This window comes from [Anoxybacillus] calidus (assembly GCF_013760845.1).
GTDB lineage: Bacteria > Bacillota > Bacilli > Bacillales > Anoxybacillaceae > Paranoxybacillus > Paranoxybacillus calidus.
In genome coordinates, this window is record NZ_JACDUU010000008.1 from 96,391 (window position 1) to 114,406 (window position 18,016).

An 18,016-nucleotide genomic window follows, 5' to 3' on the forward strand; every position below is an offset into this window, starting at 1 on the left:
GCATCATATATTGTAGTGGTGGAGGCTGACACTTTACTGAAGTCAGCCCCGAGAGGTTCTAGAACAACCCTCTATAAAAAACTAGGGAATGCTATATCCTTAGAGGGTATAGCTTTTTTGTTTTAGAACGCTCTTTCTTCTTTTACAAAAAAAGAAAGGAGAGCGATTGCTGTGAAAAATGAAAAAGCTGTTGTTGTCTTCAGTGGCGGCCAAGATAGTACAACATGCTTGTTTTGGGCGTTAAAAACATTTAAAGAAGTGGAAGCAGTCACGTTTAATTATAACCAGCGCCATAAGCTAGAAATTGAAGTTGCTGCTTCCATTGCAAAAGATTTAGGTATTAAGCATACGGTTCTTGATATGTCATTATTAAACCAATTAGCTCCAAACGCACTAACGAGAAATGATATACAAATCGCACATAAAGAAGGAGAGCTTCCATCGACATTCGTCGACGGGCGAAATTTATTGTTCTTATCATTTGCTGCTGTGTTAGCCAAGCAAAGCGGTGCACGTCATCTAGTTACGGGTGTGTGTGAGACAGATTTCAGCGGTTATCCTGATTGCCGCGATGTGTTTATTAAATCGTTGAACGTGACACTTAATTTAGCAATGGACTATCAGTTTGTCATTCACACGCCATTAATGTGGCTCAATAAAGCAGAAACGTGGAAATTGGCAGACGAGCTCGGGGCTTTTGAGTTTGTAAGAAATAGAACGTTAACATGCTATAACGGCATTATCGCTGATGGTTGCGGTGAATGTCCGGCATGTTTATTGCGTAAACGTGGCTTAGAACAATATTTAGCTGAAAAGGAAGGGGCGAATGTATAATGCTTCAGCAAATTTATCCACAAGTGCCCCATCATTTTCAATATGAATTAAACAAAGATATGCAAATTGCTGCTGCGCACTTTATTCCGCATGAAGCGGCAGGAAAATGTGCAAACATTCATGGGCATACGTATTTTGTTAACATTACTGTTGCCGGTGATGAATTAGATGATTCAGGCTTTCTCGTTAACTTTCAGCATTTAAAAAAGTTAGTGCATGACAAGTTTGATCATACATTAATGAATGATCATAAAGATATGTTTAATGATGAAAACAGCAATGATTTTCCGACGACAGAGGTTGTTGCTCGGAAGATTTGGGAAATCGTACAAAATTATCTTGATACGCTGCCGAATCAACCGAAGTGCTTGCAAGTGTTTGTTAGGGAAACACCGACAAGCTATGTCGTGTATCGTCCGAAAGCGGGGAAACAATAATGGCAAAAACAATCCCGGTTCTTGAAATTTTTGGTCCGACGATTCAAGGAGAAGGAATGGTCATCGGACAAAAAACGATGTTTGTGAGAACAGCAGGATGCGACTATTCGTGCCGCTGGTGTGATTCCGCTTTTACATGGGACGGCTCAGCAAAAGAGGAAATTCGTCAAATGACAGCGGAAGAAATTTGGAACCGTCTTGTAGAGCTTGGTGGGGACCGTTTTAATCATGTAACAATTTCCGGCGGCAACCCGGCATTAATTAAAGCGTTGGATGAGTTGATTTCTCTTTTAAAGGAAAATAAGATTCGCGTTGCTTTAGAGACGCAGGGAAGCCGTTGGCAAGACTGGTTTTATGATATTGATGATTTAACGATTTCCCCAAAGCCGCCAAGCTCAGGGATGAATACGGACTTTGCTGTTCTCGATGATATTATTGAGCGGTTAAGCAAGAGGGAACGTGTGGCAAATGTCAGCTTAAAAGTCGTCGTATTTGACGAAAAAGATTTTGCTTATGCGAAATTTGTTCATGCCCGTTATCCGAATATCCCGTTTTATTTGCAAGTAGGAAATGAGGATGTTGCCGAATTGGATGATTTTACATTAAGAACAAAGTTACTCGAGAAATTAGAATGGCTTATTGAAAAAACAGTACAAACAAAGGAAATGAACGACGCACGCGTTTTGCCGCAGCTGCATGCGCTTGTGTGGGGCAACAAACGCGGTGTTTAAATAAATGATTTCAAGAAAGGAAGAGGGATATGGCAGGAAGAAAAGATGAAGAATTGCAAGGTGTTACTTTATTAGGAAATCAAGGAACGAAATATTTGTTTGAATATAGCCCAGAAATTTTAGAAGTATTTGATAACAAACATCCTGATCGTGATTATTTCGTGAAGTTTAATTGTCCGGAGTTTACAAGCCTTTGTCCAAAAACTGGACAACCGGACTTCGCGACGATTTATATCAGCTACATCCCTGATAAAAAGTGTGTTGAAAGCAAGTCATTAAAACTTTATTTATTTAGTTTCCGCAATCATGGTGATTTCCATGAAGATTGTGTCAACATTATCATGAACGATTTAATTAAAGTGATGGAACCGCGCTATATTGAAGTATGGGGCAAATTTACACCGCGCGGCGGCATTTCCATCGACCCTTATTGTAATTGGGGACGTCCTGGGACAAAATATGAAAAGATGGCGGAATATCGTCTGATGAACCATGATTTATATCCAGAAAAAGTAGATAACAGATAAGAGGCTTAAAACTAGTGGGTATAGATTAGATTTGTTTGCGTATTTGTATCGAAGGGGCTGACCTGACCCATAAGTGTCTGACCTCACGCGCATTCCACAATATATGATCATTTATCTATATTGTGTTGTGGGGTCTGACACTTTGCTTGCGGGCCAGTCTCTTTTTGCTTACTCAATAATTTTATAATTTTTGTGATTGACTACAGTGCGTTCCTGTAAATCTAGTTCTCTGTAGTTTTCCATATACGTTAAATCAACAATGACGGAGTTTTCATTTACTTTTTCAACGATTCCTCGCAACCCGTTTTTAAATTCGATAATGTTTCCTACTTCTGCTTTTTTCATTGGTTCTCTCCTTTACTTTTTATAAAAAACTCTTTTTTATAGTCTGCCCTATTTTTCCCTATTCGTAAAGAGGGATTATTCCTATTTTTTTAAAATTTTTCGGTATTTTCTTTTTGCTAAACCTCTTGTATCTATGTAGTCAAGAGTTTCATGTCATTATCATAAAATATAGTTAATTTTTCCAATCATCAGTATGCAATCATCATTAAATGATTAATGAACATTAGTGGGGGAGCCCCACTAATGCAGCTTTATTTCATCGATACGGATAGTAAGAATCGTATCTGTATTCCATTGTAGGAGAAGGACTTGGAGTAAACTGATCATGCATGAAAGGTGCTGTAGGATAACTTGTTGTCGGCGCTGGCATGTTTGTTCCCATCATAGGCCCCGTTGTTTCCACCATCGGAGACGTCATACTTGGTATCGTTCCAGCCATACCCATCATTGGAAACGTCGGAGTAACCCACGGTATTACGCTTTCTTCACATGTGAACATTGGATAGTGATATCCAGTTGGATAATAACAGCCACAATCTGTTGGCATCATCGGAGCCGTATGCGGGTAAGCAGCTGGCATTGTTATCGTTGGTACCATGTGGGAATAAGTTGCTGGCATTGTCGGCATTGGAATGTTCGCCGGCATTGGAACGTTCTCCATCACTGGCTCTATATTTTGTGCTGATTCGTTAGCGTTGCGAGGTGTATCCCCCTCTTCATCGATATGAAAGTTTTCGTTATAAGACATTTGATGATACATATAAGGATTCCAACTATTCATGTTTATCTTCCTTCCTTTTATACTCTTTAGTGAATATGGCCTATGGCACATACCCACCCATATTGTATGTTTACAAATGAAAATGGTGTTTTAAATGGAAAAATTGGGTATCTATCCACTTATGGACAAAAGGAAACAGTGTATTTAATATAAAGATGTAAATCCAACTTAAATTTTTGACATATGAATAACATTGTGGAGTCGAGCTTTTGCTCTGATTAGAAGTGATAGAGATCAAAAATGTGAGTCTTTAAATTATATTGAAAAATCAAGTTTGATTTATAGAGATAAAATAAAAAATTGTCAGAAAATACTAGCGTGAATTTTTTTCATAAGTTACAATACAAATGTGAAAAATGAGCATCTCATTTAAAGAAGGGAACCATATGCAAGACAGGCTTACAATGTTTACGCACAATAACAAACAATCATTTCTATTGACAGCTAATCCCCCATATTTACTTCGTCTAACAAATGATGGCTATATTACATATGCTTCTATATATATCCATGAACTCCTTGGCTATCATCAAAATGAAGTAGTGCAGACTTCTTTTAAAGATTATTGTTATTTTAGAGATTATGATCATTTTATACAGAAATTAGAAAGTGTTATAGCAACAAATGAGGATTATTTTGAATTAGAGATGAGAATTCGTAATAAGACTGGTAAGTTTCAATATATGCAAGTAGCTGCTACTGTCTTGCGAAGCTCGTTTCATCGTAAAATAGAAGGGATACTTCTTATTATGAGGGAAACAACCGTTCAAGAAAGTGAATTAGAGGTATTGTATAATGAGAAATTAGGTCAATATGAGGCTTTGGTCAATCACTTATTAGAAGCTGTGGTTATTGTATGTGGAGAAAAAATTGTATTTGCCAATCAAGCAAGCACGTGTTTATTTAAGGCGAATCATGTAAAAGAAATTATCGGAAAATCTATTTATGATTTTTTACACTCTGCTCATTATGAAATATGGAAAAGTGAATATATGAAAAGCGCACAAACCGTTGGACCGATGGAGTTCGTGTGGAAAACGGTATGCGGTAATACGTTCCAATCAGAAGTGATGATCATTCCTACGAATTATAAGGGAGAACAAGCATTTCAATTGCTCATTAGAGATGTTACAGAACGAAAAAAAACAGAAAGAACATTAATTGAAGCTGAAAAGCTTTCAATGGCTGGACAGTTAGCAGCTGGAATTGCCCATGAAATCCGCAATCCGCTGACGGCGTTAAAAGGATTTTTGCAGCTGATGAAATTAGATTTGAAAACGAAAAGTGATTATTGGGATATTATGGAATCGGAGCTTGAGCGGATTGAAACGATTTCGAATGAATTGTTATTTCTTGCTAAACCTCGTTCCACGGAATTGAAGCCAATTTCATTGAAAAAATTAATTCAGGAAGTATCGTTATTGCTTGAGACACAGGCAATCATGCATAATATTATTATCAATAAACATTTTCCGAATGAGGAAATTGTTATTTACGGTAATGAAGTACAAATAAAACAAGTGTTTGTTAATTTAATTAAAAATGCCATTGAAGTGATGCCGAATGGCGGACATATCTTTATTAATATGGAAAAAGATGGGGGTTTTGTGAATATTTCTGTTATCGACCAAGGATGTGGCATACCGGAAGAACATCTGGAAAAAATCGGTCAGCCTTTCTTTAGTACAAAGAAGGAAGGAACAGGACTTGGGTTAATGATTACGTATAACATTGTCCAGAATCATCACGGCACCATTTCCGTTTCCAGCCAGGTGAATGTAGGAACAACTTTTACAATTACTCTTCCTTTATTTGATGAGACACAATATATAGCAAAATGATAAGGTGGGGTAACTATGGATGAAAAGTTGGCAACTGAGCTGTTAAACAAGCTGCGGGATGGTGAAATTTCTGAGTTGCGAATCAAAAAAGAGGATTTTATGGCGTTTCGTTCCGTGCTTGTAAAGCGAGAGGATTTTAAACATTTTCGTGGCATTGCCCAGCAAGGCGGAGATATCATTTATCAATACTTAAAGGAGCCGCGCAGCTAGACACCAAAAAACCGACTCTGTTCATTTAAAATAGAGTCGGTTTTTTATAAATATAAACAATAGATGTCTAATTGAAGCTTTCTGCGTGTATGCTAAGGGGTTATAAATAAATCTTCATACACACGCCATCTTCGCCGCAGTTTTCGTAATGCTTTAACGCGCCATTGTTTGACTGCACCGATAGACACTCCTTCCTCAGAGGCGATTTCTTTTAAATTTTTCCCTTGAAATATATTAGCAATTAACCATTTTCGTTGATACGGACTTAAATCTTTGAATATCGTTTCTAGTTGTTTTTCGCTAAATTCCCGCTGAATAGGAGAAGCAGCTAAAATTTCGGTCATTTCATGTGTAAATGTGCATTCACTTGCCTTGGTATTTAGTTGTTTCCGTAAATGAGAAACGATTTTCCAATATATTTTTTTATAAATAAATGATGACAAATTTCCTTTTTCGTTTTGAAATTGTTCATAAGCTTCCCATAAGGCGATGAGCCCTATTTGATAATATTCATCAAAATCTTTTGTGATATGAAGTCTTTTAATGATGCTAATAATCATCGGATGATAGGCGGTTACTAGTTCTTCAAAAGCTTGCTTCACCTCTAAATTCCTTTCTAAAAGCGCGCTTTTGTGTATTCCGCGGTACTATTAACATAAAAAAGAAAAATAAACAGAGCAAATAAAGGAATTCAAGAAATGATGGATTCAATTTACAAAAAACAGGAAAAAGTGAATGGAAAATAGCTTATTTACTTGCTTATGTAATGTAAAAAATGGAATTTATCATTATTTTAGATGCTCCGGAAAAATTTCCAGCCGGTCTATAAAACTTGCAATATCAAGGTATATCACATTTTTCCAATATTTAGATAATGATAGGATAAAAAATCCTTGCTAGTCTAGTAGAGAGCGAATGACTAGGAGGGAATTTTATGAAAAAGTTAAAAGCACTAGCATTAGCTTCGGTATGTTTCACTACTATGATGTTTACTCAACAAGAGGCTGAGGCGAAAACAACCGTTCATACAGTGAGGCAAGGAGAAACGCTTTGGACGATTTCAAAAGATTACGGAGTTTCTTTAGTAGAGTTAAAGAGAGTAAATAATAAAAGAAGCGACTTGTTATTAGTTGGACAAACTTTGCGTGTACCTGATACAATTTCAGCTGCTGAAAAAGATTTACTTGCACGACTTGTACATGCTGAGGCAAAAGGGGAGCCATTTGCCGGAAAAGTGGCAGTAGCAACGGTTGTATTAAATCGCGTTGACCATCCTGATTTTCCGAATACGATTAAAGAGGTAATTTATGAGCGCTCTGGCGGTCATTATGCTTTCACTCCAGTGCAAAACGGGGAAATTAATAAACCAGCAGACCGTGAAGCATATCGTGCTGTTGAAGAAGCTCTTGCTTTTCGCGGTTTAGGAAACGGTTCACTCTATTTCTATAATCCAAAAACGGCGAAAAGCCAGTGGCTGCGCTCTAAACAAGTAACGATTGTTATTGGAAATCATGTATTTGCAAAGTAAGAGGACATCCACTTATTAAATGATTGTGGGGGCTGACATTTACTTTAGGTTAGCCCCTTTCTTCATTATGTTGCATGTTATTAAGTATTTTTATGATAAGCATCTTAATACTTGGCGAAAAATGACATATTATGATAACATGTTTGTACAAAATTGAAACATTAGAATAGGAGAGAAAAGATTTATGAGTAAAAAATTAAAGGAGCCGTTTGTAGCTGCTGATCCAATAGAACATCACTTTTACGAAATTATTCAATTAATCGGTGAAGACCCTGAGCGTGAAGGATTGATTGAAACGCCGAAACGCATCGCAAAAATGTATCGGGAAATTTTTAGCGGCTTACATGAAAATCCGGAAGAAATTTTGCAAAAAACGTTTCCGGCAGAAGGAACGAAAGATATTGTGATTGTTCAAGATATTCCTTTTTACAGTGTTTGTGAACACCATTTTGTTCCGTTTTTTGGGAAGGTACATATTGGATATATTCCGAATGAACGAATCGTTGGTTTAAGTAAATTTGCGCGATTAGTCGATGTATTTGCACGCCGTCCGCAAGTTCAAGAGCGCATCACTAACGAAATAGTGAATACCATTCAAAAAGTCGTTAATCCTCTTGGTGTCATTTGCGTAGTCGAAGCGGAGCATATGTGCATGACGATGCGAGGGATTAAGAAGCCTGGAAGCTTAACAAGAACGATTGCGAAAAGTGGTGTATTCCATTCAGATGAACTTCCAAATTATTATGAAGAACGATTCTTTAAAATGTTAAATAAGGAAATATAGAAGAGGATGTGTATGATTACAGATTTGCGTCAGCTTAATTTGTAAGAAATAGGGTCTTCGTAATATATTATTTATTCATACAAAAGCAGCCTTTATAAAATGGCTGCTTTTGCATAATGAGATGATATTGTATATTTTATCGATTCATGGAAGAGATTAGTTCTTCGATTAAACTAATATCATTTGTAATTAAAAAAGCAGGAAGCAACATAAGAATCATAATGACGGTTAAATAAGACATAAGCATATTTTTTATGATTTTCATCGTACTCACTTCCTTTTTATTATATTTTCGCACTTTCATTGCTATAAATCAACGGAATTTTCGGAAAAAAACTTGGTTGGTTTTATTATAATTGGAAATATTTTGGTTATATCCACAGAATAATAGTTTCCATATTTTGGTAATTGAACATTTTATTAAAAGTTGCTAAAATGAAAATGTATAACTTTGTTTTGCTCCATTGAGTTTTAAGAGGGAGAATAAACATGAAGATACGAAAGGCTAATATTTTAGATGAGAAAGCAGTTACAAACATTTATATTTATGAAAATAAGAAAGAAGAATATAGAGTTGTCGCGATTCCAGATATAGAGTGGTCGTTGCTAATCGGTTATGAGGAAGAGACGGAAGAACTGAAAAGACGCCTTCTTGTTTCATTGGGTAGAATGTTACCGAATGAAAAGGCAGAACAGTTATCTAGGAAAATCTTATCTTGGATTCGCGAAATGTAATGGTGTCTGACGCAGATGAAAAAGCGGTGAAGCTTTTCATGGTTTCACCGCTTTTCTCATTACTGAGTTTTGTGAAGAAAAGAGGCAAACTCTCTGTTGATTAATCATATAAAACACGTTAGGAGCTCGATGACGAATTGTTTACGAAGCCCAATATTGTGCCGATATATATTATTTTTAGTGTGGCTTGGATTGTGTTAACAGACATACTTGTTTATTTTTTGAATGTTGATGGAGTTGTACGATTAATAATTGAAATAGGAAAAGGCAGTATATTTATTGTTGTTTCAGTGTTTTTTCTTTGTATGATGTTAAAAAAAAGAGAGCAGCTACGGAAATTGACTGAGGAAAAACAGCTGATGTCTACGTTAATTAATTCAATGCCTGATTTCGTTTGTTTGAAAGATAGTAAAGGCCGTTGGCTGAAAGTAAACGATTTTGGTAAAAAACTTTATAAATTGGAGAACGTCGATTACTTTGGAAAAAACGATAAAGAACTAGGAGAAATCGTACCGTTTTTTAGTGAAGTTTTCGATTGCTGTGTGATAACAGACGAAGAGACATGGAAAGCTAGAGAATTGTCAAGATTTGAAGAATCGTTTGTGACGCCAGAAGGAGAAATGAAAACATTCGATGTGATTAAAGTACCATTTTTTTATGAAAATGGTGAACGGAAAGGGATTTTAACGATTGGACGGGATATTACGCAACAAAAGCTCGCAGAATCTCTTCTCTTAAAAAAAGAAAAACTTTCTGTTTTAGGGGAATTAGCGGCTGGCATTGCTCATGAAGTACGTAATCCGCTCACTTCTATCAAAGGATTTATACAAATAATGAAAGAGACAAAACGGGTGGAAGAGTCGTATATTCAAATTGTTTTGGACGAACTGGAACGGATTAATCAAATTATTAGTGAGTTGTTAGTATTAGGAAAGCCACAAAGTTATTGTTATAAACCGTTCCCGCTAAACGAAGTAATGGATTATGTTATCAATTTAATCGGGCATGAGGCAATGCTGAATAATGTAACCATTAGATTAAATAACAATGGTTTAAATTCAATAATCTATGGGGATAAAAATCAACTTATTCAAGTATTTATTAATATTATTAAAAACTCAATCGAAGCGATGCCAAAAGGCGGCTTTATTGATATAACAATCAGTGAAGAAGAGAATGATAGTAAAATTTGTATAAAGGATACGGGTGTTGGCATTTCAAAAGAGCGTCTCGCAAAAATTGGCGAACCGTTTTTTACATTAAAAGAGAAAGGGATGGGACTGGGGCTGACAACAAGTACAAAAATTGTCCAGGAGCATAAAGGAACATTAAATATTGACAGCGAGGTTGGTAAAGGCACAACGGTGTATGTGACACTGCCGCTCCATAAGGATGAAGTTTAAAGAAAAGCCAAACGCAAAAGCGTTTGGCTTTTTCTATGCCTTTGTATGGAAAGAACGTAGAATAAAAAACTTTTTGAAAATTGTGGGTATCCTTTTTCCGTTTCACAGCGATAGTTAAGGTGAAAGGAGGTGAAGAGGGAGTGGCGCAAACATTGATTCAAAATTCACAGCTTCGTTTAGTATTTGAGCTTGGCACAGACGAGAACGGCAAAATGAAATATAAGAATAAAAATTTCAACAACATTAAAACGAGCGCAACAGCTGAACAGCTTCTCTCTGTAGCTCAAGCTATTGCATCATTGCAAATCTACCCATTAACACAAGTTGAGCGAAATGACAAACATTTAGTAACGAACTAAAAAGGAGGTAAGGTAGCGGGATGGTGGAGAAGGCTCTGGAACTTCAGTTTCTTAATCAAGCAGGAAAAATTGTTCGCATTTTAATTGAAAATCCGATTGAACCCATTAATGCAGCAGCCGTTTCGACAGTCATGGATGCAATTATTACGGCAAATGTCTTTGTATCGAGCGGCGGTGATTTGGTTGCTAAAAAAGGTGCAAGATTGCTTGCAAGTGAAGTAACAGAATTGGTATTAGCCTAAGCGAAAAAGGGTCAGCTCGAGGATTTGAGCTGACCTTCTTAATATCATGTTCTAAATTCTTTTCAAGGATTGAAGGAATATTTTTCTATATTGCTTATGTTTGGATTATAATATTTATGTAAAAGGAGAGAAAAATTGGAACCGTATGTCTCTTTTATATCAGATGTTGGATTTCCAATTGTTGTTACCTTTTATCTCTTGCATCGAATTGAAGCAAAATTAGATTCTATTATTGATTCCATTCAAAATTTGCCACAACAATTAGCCGAACAGAGAAATATATTACAGTAAAGGTGTAGCATGAAAGAGAGAAACATAAGGGAAAAATTGATAAGGAAATAAAAGGGGATGTGGGTGTTGTAGCAGACGTTAACGAAGTGATTTCTCAAGTTACTGTGTTAGCCAATGAGTTAGAAAAAATAACTTATAAATCCTTTCCTAACATTTTAGGAAAGGATTTTTTTTATTAAAAACAAGCATGTTATTTTAATATTATAATCATATCTATGATTTAACGAAAAAGGGTGTATATGTTTCTTTCTGATTCATTCGAGTTTGTTATGAAGGTGAATAAACTGTGTGAAAGTGAGGGAGTATATTGTTCGATAAACAAGAAAAAAGACTTGCTATTGTAATGGCAATTGTGGCTGTTATCATGCTTTTATCATTGGCTCGTTATTTTTATTGATGAGACTATGAAAATACAAATATATTTTATTTTCATAACGATTCTTCTAGTGATTACAAGCGGTTCACTTTAAGTTGGATGAGGGGATATTTTCCTTTTCTAGCAATGTTATATCATGAACCGTTGTAAAAGATGATGTTTTTATTCCGTTCATTAACCAAGAAGCAGGGACAAGAGGATTCTTAATTTGTAGGAAAAGCGATTTTTTAGAACTGTTTTATGAGGGAAAAAGACATTGAAGGTATACATATGTACTATATTCTAGGTTAAAAAAATGATTCGAAGTAAAGGTGAACATAAAAATTATGGAAATTAAAGCTTATTTTGATGTGCAGCTTCAATATTTACATCATTTACATCAATAAAAGAAATGGAAGGGGAACGTAATCCATTTGTTCTATTTTATGGGTTTTCGTTAGGTAAATCAGCTTATTGAAGTTTTTATACAAATTTTAGTAAGATAATTTTGTTAAATATAGTACTAATAAGCAAATTTATTATGATATTGGAATATTTAACATAAATTGAAATCGAGAAGTTGTTGTAGAGCTTCACTCTAGCATATTTACTTACAAAGGAATTGATAGCATGAGGTGGAACAATTTTACAAGTGAGCTTACTGTTGATGAACACCTATTATTTATGATTATGAATAAGTTATTTGATATTGTATTTTTAATGAAAGTAGAAGATGGACCGCGATTTCGGTATGTTCGTGTAAGCAATAGCGCTCTTCATTTAGCGAGTTTAGTTGAAGAAGATATGGGAAAGTGCATTGAAGATATTTATCCCACTGAAATTGCTGAGCATTTAAATAATCAATATCGAAAAGTGCTTGAGACCAAAAGTGTTGTTGTTTACCGAGATCAAATAAGTACAGCTGATTCTTTCAGCGTCGCTGAATCGACTCTTGTTCCGATTACCGATGGGAATGGAAATGTTAGTTACATTATTTGCTTTACGAGAGATGTGACAGAAATTGTCCAGCAAGAGGAACGCCTGCAGGAAATTAACCAGCTATTTCATTCGTTTATGGAGCATTCTCATGATGCTCTCGTTTTATTTGATTTAAACGGACGCATTCTTCGTGTCAATCGAGAGTGGGAACGTCTTTTAGGCTGGAAAGAGGAAGAATTAATTGGAAAAGAAATTCCTTCCCTTCCATCAGAGTATCGTTCAAAGTTTAAAAATAGTATAAAAAAAATAGCAAATGGCGAAAGTGTCACATCCATTCAAATGCGGCAAATTTGTAAAGATGGAAGCATCGTTTATGTGTCAGCGAATATTACCCCGATCTTTGATAAAAATGGAGATGTAGTTGCCGGGCTTTCCATGCTTCGGGATTTGACTGACTTTATGAAAGTACACGAACAATTGTGTCGAAGCGAAGAGTTATATCGAAAAGTTATTGAATTTTTCCCTGAAATGGTTGTTATTCATGTGAATGGCACTATTTTGTATATGAATCCAGCAGGAATCGATATGATTAGAGCTGCCAATCAAAATGTCGTTCAAGGACGACGGCTAAGCGAATTTATTAAAAAAGTTGATGGCGTCGATGATGAATGGCTATTGAGGACGTTAGAAGGAGAATTTAAAGAGGTTCAAGTAAAAGGGACAAAGATTCAATATAATGATAAACAGGCGGAATTTCTTGTGATTCGTGATCTCACGGAACAAAGAACGAAAGATCAAAAAATCAAATTTATGGCACAATATGATGCATTAACAGGGCTTCCTAACCGCACCTTTTTAAAAGAAAAATTAAATGAGCGGCTGTTTTCTTACAGCGGAAAACAGTTAGCGATTTTATTAATCGATATTGATCGTTTTAAGTTTATTAACGATTTGCTCGGTCATTCTAATGGAGATTTGATTTTATGTGAAGTGGCTGAACGGTTGAAGACGTTTTATTCAGAAGATGTATTTTTATCACGTATTGGCAGCGATGAATTCGTCGTGGCATACACTTATGTAAATGAAGAAGAGCTAGAGAATCTGTTAAATCGTGTTAGCGCTGTTTTAAATGAACCTTATTTTATTGCCGGGGAAAAGCTAAATATTACAACGAGTATTGCAATCAGCCGCTCTTCAGATGCAAATTTGTCAGTTGAGACGTTATTAAGCAATGCAGATAAAGCGGTTTATTATGCGAAAATGAATGGGACGAACCTTGTTATTGAGTATAATTCAAAAATTCATGATATTTTCGCTAAAAAACTTCGTCTTGAAAACGATTTGCAAACTGCTTTAGAGAAAAACGAATTTTCTCTTTTCTATCAGCCAAAAATAAACTTTCGCTCAAACTCAATTAGTTTAGAAGCTCTACTAAGATGGAAACATCCGCAATTAGGTATGGTCAGTCCTGCTGAATTTATTCCGATTGCGGAAGAAACCAATTTAATTGTTGATATTGGCAAATGGGTACTCGAGCAAGCGTGCAACGATGTAAAGAAATTAGAACAAATGGGATTTCCAAATATAAAAATGGCTGTGAATTTATCAGCCAAACAATTTAATGAAGGTGATTTAGAGAAGGTTGTTTCTGAAATTTTTGGGAAAATGGGCACGAATACGTGTTGTTTTGAGTTGGAGATTACAGAAACAACGATTATGAAAGACCCGACAGAGGCGATTGAGATATTGCAAAAATTAAAACAAAAAAATATCACAATTGCCATTGATGATTTTGGCGTCAGTTACTCTTCTTTAAACTACTTAAATCGTTTTCCAATTGATGCGGTTAAAATTGATCGTTCGTTTATTCGCGATTTAAGTGAAAATAGTAAAGGAACAGAAATTGTTGAAATGATGATTTTGCTTGCTCATAAGTTAAATTTGCGGGTAACGGCAGAAGGGGTAGAAACAGAGGAACAAGTTCGTTATTTGTTAGAAAAAGGTTGTGACGAAATGCAAGGCTATTATTTCAGTAAGCCGATTCCTTTTGATGAGTTGCCTTCCACCTTGTTGAAGATGAGAAAAATGTTAAACCGGTATAACGAAAATAAAAAGAGGCTGACGTAGGTCAGCCTCTTTTTACGTTATTTAGCTACAATAGTGGCGATGAAAAAATCATCATTGATGAAGGTTTTATTTAAAAACGAAACTTTTTGTGTACTCTATACGTAAACGTAATTTGTGTCGTCTATAACATCATGGCTGAAAGAGAAAGGAGAGAGGAAAGTGCTGATTCTTGAATTAGCAGTGATTTTATTTGCATCAAAAATTGCAGGGGATATAAGTGTTCGACTCGGTCAGCCGTCTGTACTTGGTAAACTACTAATCGGGATTGTTCTCGGTCCAGCGGTGTTAGGGATTGTAAACGATACGGATATTTTGAAAGAAATTAGTCAAATAGGTGTTATATTGTTAATGTTTATCGCCGGATTAGAGACGGATATGGATGAGTTTAAGAAGTCAGGAAAGGCCGCGGCTTTTGTTGGAGTATTAGGAATCATCGTTCCATTATCCATGGGTTATCTCGCTGGATTGGTTATGGAGTTATCTGCGATACAAGCTGTTTTTCTCGGGCTACTATTATCAGCAACGAGCGTAAGTATTTCTGTTCAAGCATTGAAAGAAATGAATAAGCTAAAGTCAAAAGAAGGTTCTGCGATTCTCGGTGCGGCTGTTATTGATGATATTCTTGTCATTATCGCTTTAGCATTTTTAATGAGCATGGCAGGCGAAGACGTACATCTTGGAACAGTGATTATTAAGAAAGTGATTTTCTTTGCGGTTGCGATTTTATTAGCATGGAAAGTTGTTCCAATTATGTTAAGAAAATTTGCGCCGTTAAGAGTAACGGAAACAGTGATTTCCGCTGCATTAATCGTATGTTTTTCATTCGCCTATTTAGCTGAATTTACCGGAGTTGCTGCCATTATTGGTGCATATATCGCCGGTGTAGCGATTAGTTTCACGGATTATAAGCATGAAGTATTTGAAAAAATCGAGACGATTAGTTACTCCATTTTTGTGCCTGTCTTTTTTACTTCGATCGGAGTAGCGGTCAAGTTTTCAGGTGTCGGACAGTACATCTGGGTCATTGTCGCTCTAAGTATTTTAGCGATTTTAACGAAACTATTCGGTGCAGCGTTGGGGGCAAAACTGGCTGGATTTAATTGGAGAAGTTCATTAGGGGTTGGAGCAGGCATGGTTTCACGTGGAGAGGTCGCCTTAATTATCGCGGGAATTGGATTAGAAACAAAATTGTTAAGCAATGAGCTCTTTACCGTGCTAGTTGTTGTTGTTCTTGTTACAACCATTGTTACCCCGCCGCTTATGAAAGTCATTTTTAAAGACCAACAAATGGAAGAGAAAGTAGCATAATTTACACAAAAGGTACCTACTATTTTTAGTAAGTACCTTCTTTAATTCAGCGTAAGCGCTCGTCTCCGCTTTTCTGATTGTCTAGCTACGGCGCCTCCGCTTTTCTATTTTTTGGATTGTTTTGCTGTATCGATGCTGTCTTTTGCCATTCAGCGTCAGCGCTTGAAACAGTTGGATTTGCTACTTCCTGGCTTACTTTGTTTTGTCTTCCTTTTTTCGCCATGAATATCTCTCCTTTTTCATCCGTTTGATCGAATTAAATGCTTCAGCACTTGCTGTTACGTTAAACAGTATGCCTTAATAATGGCATTTAATTCATTAGAATACTTAGATGGGATTTGATGTTTGGCTTTTGAAATATAAATAATATCCGCATGTGGAACGTATTTTTTAAAGATGTTCTCATAATAGTGAACATAATAATCGCGGGCACCATATATAAGAAGAAGTGGAATTTGTAGCTGAGATAAGCGCTCTGTACAATTATATCGCAATCCTTCGGTATACATTTGGTATAAATCTCCTTCATTAGTTAGACGTGCGTATTGTTCAATTGCTTTTTTTTCCGCATAGTGTTTCCCATGAGCTAGACCTAGCACTTTAGCTAATAGTGGAATGCCATGGTTTTTTACGGTATAAATCCCTAATAAAAACTCCAAACGTAATAATGTTGTACAAACTTCGGAAAATCCGCCAATTAGCATTAATTTTTCAATGCGTTTTGGATAAGAAAGTGCAAATTCCAGTGCAATCGCTCCACCGTTTGAATAGCCGCAAATAACTGCTTTGTCAATGTCAAGATGATCAAGCAGTATTTTTAAGTCATTGGCAAGTAAATGAATGGTTATCGGTTTATTAGATGGACTGCTTTTTCCGTTACCACGCATATCGTAAGTGATGACGCGAAAATGCTCAGCTAGATTTTTTTGATTGGAAAACGTAATGCTGCCCATACCGGGAGGATGAACAAATATAAGCGGTCTCCCTGAACCTTCATCTTCGTAATATAGGCGGACAAAATTTTCAACAAATATGTAAGGCATCTTTTTACCTCCATTGCAATGATAGTTATAGTATTCATGTTCTTTTTCAATTTTTATGTATATTAAAAAAAGGATGAGGCCTCTTTGAGATATATTTCTTTTTCTTCCATTGACGATTGATTGTTCATTGCGTAAGATGATATTATTGTAAACGTTTAAATTAAAGGAGCTGGGCTTTTGTGCGGGAGTCCTTTCAAATAAAGAAAGTATTGAATAATAATGTTCTTATTGCATCACATCCAGATTATGATGAAGTTGTATTGATCGGAAAAGGAATCGGTTTTGGCAAGAAAAAAGGGGATATTATCGAACAAGCAGCTGTGGAAAAATGGTTTATCTTGAAAAATGAACGGGAACAAGAGCAATATAAAAGAATGCTTCCGGAACTTGATGAAGAATTCATTGGCGTAATGAATGATGTTATGCAGCATATTAAAAGCCGTGTGAACGCCCCACTAAACGAGCATATCCATGTAGCTTTAACAGACCATATTTCCTTTACGATTAAACGGATTAAACAAGGGCTTGACTTGAAAAATCCGTTTTTAATAGAAACAAAAAGTTTATATCCGCTTGAATATGAAATCGCCAAAGAAGTAGTTGCAATATTAAACGAAAAGCTGGGTGTCGAACTGCCAGAAGGAGAAGTTGGTTTTATTGCTTTACATATTCATAGCGGTATTTCTGAACATAGTCTTTCTGAAGTAAATCAACATTCGCAATTAATCGCAAAACTAATCGAGATTGCAGAAAATCAGCTAAATATTGTTATCGACCGCGAGAGTGTCCATTACTTAAGATTCATTCGTCACCTTCGCTATGCGATTGAGCGGGTAAAAAAAGGAGAGAGGGTAGAAGAGCCAAAAACATTGTCGAAAATCTTGAAAAAAGAGTATCCATTCTGCTATAATGTCTCTTGGAAACTAGTAAAGGTTATGCAACAAACATTGCAAATGCCGGTGGATGAAGCTGAAGTCATTTATTTGACGCTACATTTGCAAAGGCTTGCAACAAAAAGTGAATAAGTTTGTCACGTCTTTACGTGTTACTGATTCGATCAGGCATGAGTAAAGAAGACAAAATAGGCAATAACCGAAAACTCTTTGCTGAGTTTTTGGTAGGCTTTGTTTTGCTCTTTTTTACTCGTGCCTTTTATTTTTCAAAAATGCAAATGCTTACATTCGTCAGATGTCTGA

At 35.9% G+C, this 18,016-nt stretch carries 22 protein-coding genes and 1 riboswitch; of the genes, 16 read left to right on the plus strand and 6 right to left on the minus strand.

Going from position 1 to position 18,016, the window contains the following annotated elements:
- The first annotated feature begins 46 nt into the window (after positions 1-46).
- A riboswitch (PreQ1 riboswitch) is annotated at positions 47-91 on the plus strand.
- Positions 92-171: 80 nt separating this feature from the next.
- The 4 genes from queC to queF are packed head-to-tail and all read left to right on the plus strand — an operon-like array spanning position 172 to position 2,529.
- Positions 172-834, plus strand: coding sequence for a 7-cyano-7-deazaguanine synthase QueC (gene queC / locus HNQ85_RS14795; protein ID WP_181538498.1), 663 nt, complete (start codon positions 172-174; stop codon positions 832-834).
- Positions 834-1,271, plus strand: a complete 438-nt coding sequence (gene queD, locus HNQ85_RS14800) for a 6-carboxytetrahydropterin synthase QueD (protein WP_181538499.1) — start codon at positions 834-836, stop codon at positions 1,269-1,271. The genes queC and queD overlap by 1 nt, the downstream gene beginning before the upstream one ends.
- Entirely contained in the window at positions 1,271-2,002 is a 732-nt protein-coding gene (queE, locus tag HNQ85_RS14805; protein ID WP_181538500.1) for a 7-carboxy-7-deazaguanine synthase QueE, read from the plus strand. The genes queD and queE overlap by 1 nt, the downstream gene beginning before the upstream one ends.
- A 29-nt stretch (positions 2,003-2,031) precedes the next feature.
- Positions 2,032-2,529: a preQ(1) synthase gene (gene queF, locus HNQ85_RS14810; protein WP_181538501.1), complete on the plus strand. Its 498-nt coding sequence runs from the start codon at positions 2,032-2,034 to the stop codon at positions 2,527-2,529.
- A gap of 168 nt (positions 2,530-2,697) precedes the next feature.
- On the opposite strand, the gene HNQ85_RS14815 is transcribed toward queF, so the two are convergent.
- Both HNQ85_RS14815 and HNQ85_RS14820 read right to left on the minus strand, forming a co-directional pair.
- On the minus strand, positions 2,698-2,874 hold the full coding sequence (locus HNQ85_RS14815; protein ID WP_111643501.1) for a YkvS family protein: 177 nt from the start codon (positions 2,872-2,874) through the stop codon (positions 2,698-2,700).
- A gap of 256 nt (positions 2,875-3,130) precedes the next feature.
- Positions 3,131-3,655, minus strand: a complete 525-nt coding sequence (locus HNQ85_RS14820) for a hypothetical protein (RefSeq protein WP_181538502.1) — start codon at positions 3,653-3,655, stop codon at positions 3,131-3,133.
- A 386-nt stretch (positions 3,656-4,041) separates the two neighbouring features.
- On the opposite strand from HNQ85_RS14820, the gene HNQ85_RS14825 reads away from it, so the two are divergent.
- Positions 4,042-5,496: an ATP-binding protein gene (locus tag HNQ85_RS14825; protein ID WP_181538503.1), complete on the plus strand. Its 1,455-nt coding sequence runs from the start codon at positions 4,042-4,044 to the stop codon at positions 5,494-5,496.
- A 15-nt stretch (positions 5,497-5,511) separates the two neighbouring features.
- Positions 5,512-5,706, plus strand: a complete 195-nt coding sequence (locus HNQ85_RS14830; RefSeq protein WP_181538504.1) for a hypothetical protein — start codon at positions 5,512-5,514, stop codon at positions 5,704-5,706.
- A gap of 92 nt (positions 5,707-5,798) precedes the next feature.
- Here the strand turns inward: HNQ85_RS14830 and HNQ85_RS14835 are convergent, their stop codons facing one another.
- Positions 5,799-6,308 (minus strand): sigma-70 family RNA polymerase sigma factor, encoded by a 510-nt coding sequence (locus HNQ85_RS14835; RefSeq protein WP_181538505.1) that lies wholly within the window; start codon positions 6,306-6,308, stop codon positions 5,799-5,801.
- 332 nt (positions 6,309-6,640) lie between these two features.
- Between HNQ85_RS14835 and HNQ85_RS14840 the strand changes: the two genes are divergently transcribed.
- Both HNQ85_RS14840 and folE read left to right on the plus strand, forming a co-directional pair.
- Entirely contained in the window at positions 6,641-7,234 is a 594-nt protein-coding gene (locus HNQ85_RS14840; protein WP_181538506.1) for a cell wall hydrolase, read from the plus strand.
- A 184-nt stretch (positions 7,235-7,418) separates the two neighbouring features.
- A complete protein-coding gene (folE, locus tag HNQ85_RS14845) occupies positions 7,419-8,018 on the plus strand; it encodes a GTP cyclohydrolase I FolE (RefSeq protein WP_181538507.1) in 600 nt (199 codons plus the stop codon).
- Positions 8,019-8,154: 136 nt separating this feature from the next.
- Here the strand turns inward: folE and HNQ85_RS17885 are convergent, their stop codons facing one another.
- Positions 8,155-8,283 carry a hypothetical protein gene (locus HNQ85_RS17885; protein WP_281363475.1) on the minus strand — a complete coding sequence of 43 codons (129 nt, stop codon included), beginning with the start codon at positions 8,281-8,283 and terminating at the stop codon, positions 8,155-8,157.
- 224 nt (positions 8,284-8,507) lie between these two features.
- On the opposite strand from HNQ85_RS17885, the gene HNQ85_RS14850 reads away from it, so the two are divergent.
- From HNQ85_RS14850 to HNQ85_RS14880, 7 genes are all read left to right on the plus strand, one after another.
- On the plus strand, positions 8,508-8,753 hold the full coding sequence (locus HNQ85_RS14850) for a YueH family protein (protein ID WP_181538508.1): 246 nt from the start codon (positions 8,508-8,510) through the stop codon (positions 8,751-8,753).
- Between the two features lie 137 nt (positions 8,754-8,890).
- A complete protein-coding gene (locus tag HNQ85_RS14855; protein ID WP_220129251.1) occupies positions 8,891-10,156 on the plus strand; it encodes an ATP-binding protein in 1,266 nt (421 codons plus the stop codon).
- 140 nt (positions 10,157-10,296) lie between these two features.
- Positions 10,297-10,515: a DUF1659 domain-containing protein gene (locus HNQ85_RS14860; protein ID WP_181538509.1), complete on the plus strand. Its 219-nt coding sequence runs from the start codon at positions 10,297-10,299 to the stop codon at positions 10,513-10,515.
- Between the two features lie 20 nt (positions 10,516-10,535).
- Positions 10,536-10,757, plus strand: a complete 222-nt coding sequence (locus tag HNQ85_RS14865) for a DUF2922 domain-containing protein (RefSeq protein WP_181538510.1) — start codon at positions 10,536-10,538, stop codon at positions 10,755-10,757.
- A 135-nt stretch (positions 10,758-10,892) separates the two neighbouring features.
- A complete protein-coding gene (locus HNQ85_RS14870; RefSeq protein WP_181538511.1) occupies positions 10,893-11,048 on the plus strand; it encodes a YvrJ family protein in 156 nt (51 codons plus the stop codon).
- A 985-nt stretch (positions 11,049-12,033) separates the two neighbouring features.
- Complete coding sequence (locus HNQ85_RS14875) at positions 12,034-14,469, plus strand: EAL domain-containing protein (RefSeq protein ID WP_181538512.1); 2,436 nt, start codon at positions 12,034-12,036, stop codon at positions 14,467-14,469.
- Positions 14,470-14,628: 159 nt separating this feature from the next.
- Positions 14,629-15,777 (plus strand): monovalent cation:proton antiporter-2 (CPA2) family protein, encoded by a 1,149-nt coding sequence (locus HNQ85_RS14880; protein WP_181538513.1) that lies wholly within the window; start codon positions 14,629-14,631, stop codon positions 15,775-15,777.
- Positions 15,778-15,862: 85 nt separating this feature from the next.
- Here the strand turns inward: HNQ85_RS14880 and HNQ85_RS14885 are convergent, their stop codons facing one another.
- Together HNQ85_RS14885 and HNQ85_RS14890 are read right to left on the minus strand one after the other, a co-directional pair.
- Positions 15,863-16,000: a hypothetical protein gene (locus HNQ85_RS14885; RefSeq protein WP_181538549.1), complete on the minus strand. Its 138-nt coding sequence runs from the start codon at positions 15,998-16,000 to the stop codon at positions 15,863-15,865.
- Positions 16,001-16,055: 55 nt separating this feature from the next.
- A complete protein-coding gene (locus HNQ85_RS14890; protein WP_181538514.1) occupies positions 16,056-16,820 on the minus strand; it encodes an alpha/beta fold hydrolase in 765 nt (254 codons plus the stop codon).
- Positions 16,821-16,999: 179 nt separating this feature from the next.
- On the opposite strand from HNQ85_RS14890, the gene glcT reads away from it, so the two are divergent.
- Complete coding sequence (gene glcT / locus HNQ85_RS14895) at positions 17,000-17,845, plus strand: glucose PTS transporter transcription antiterminator GlcT (RefSeq protein WP_181538515.1); 846 nt, start codon at positions 17,000-17,002, stop codon at positions 17,843-17,845.
- Positions 17,846-18,016 lie beyond the last annotated feature (171 nt).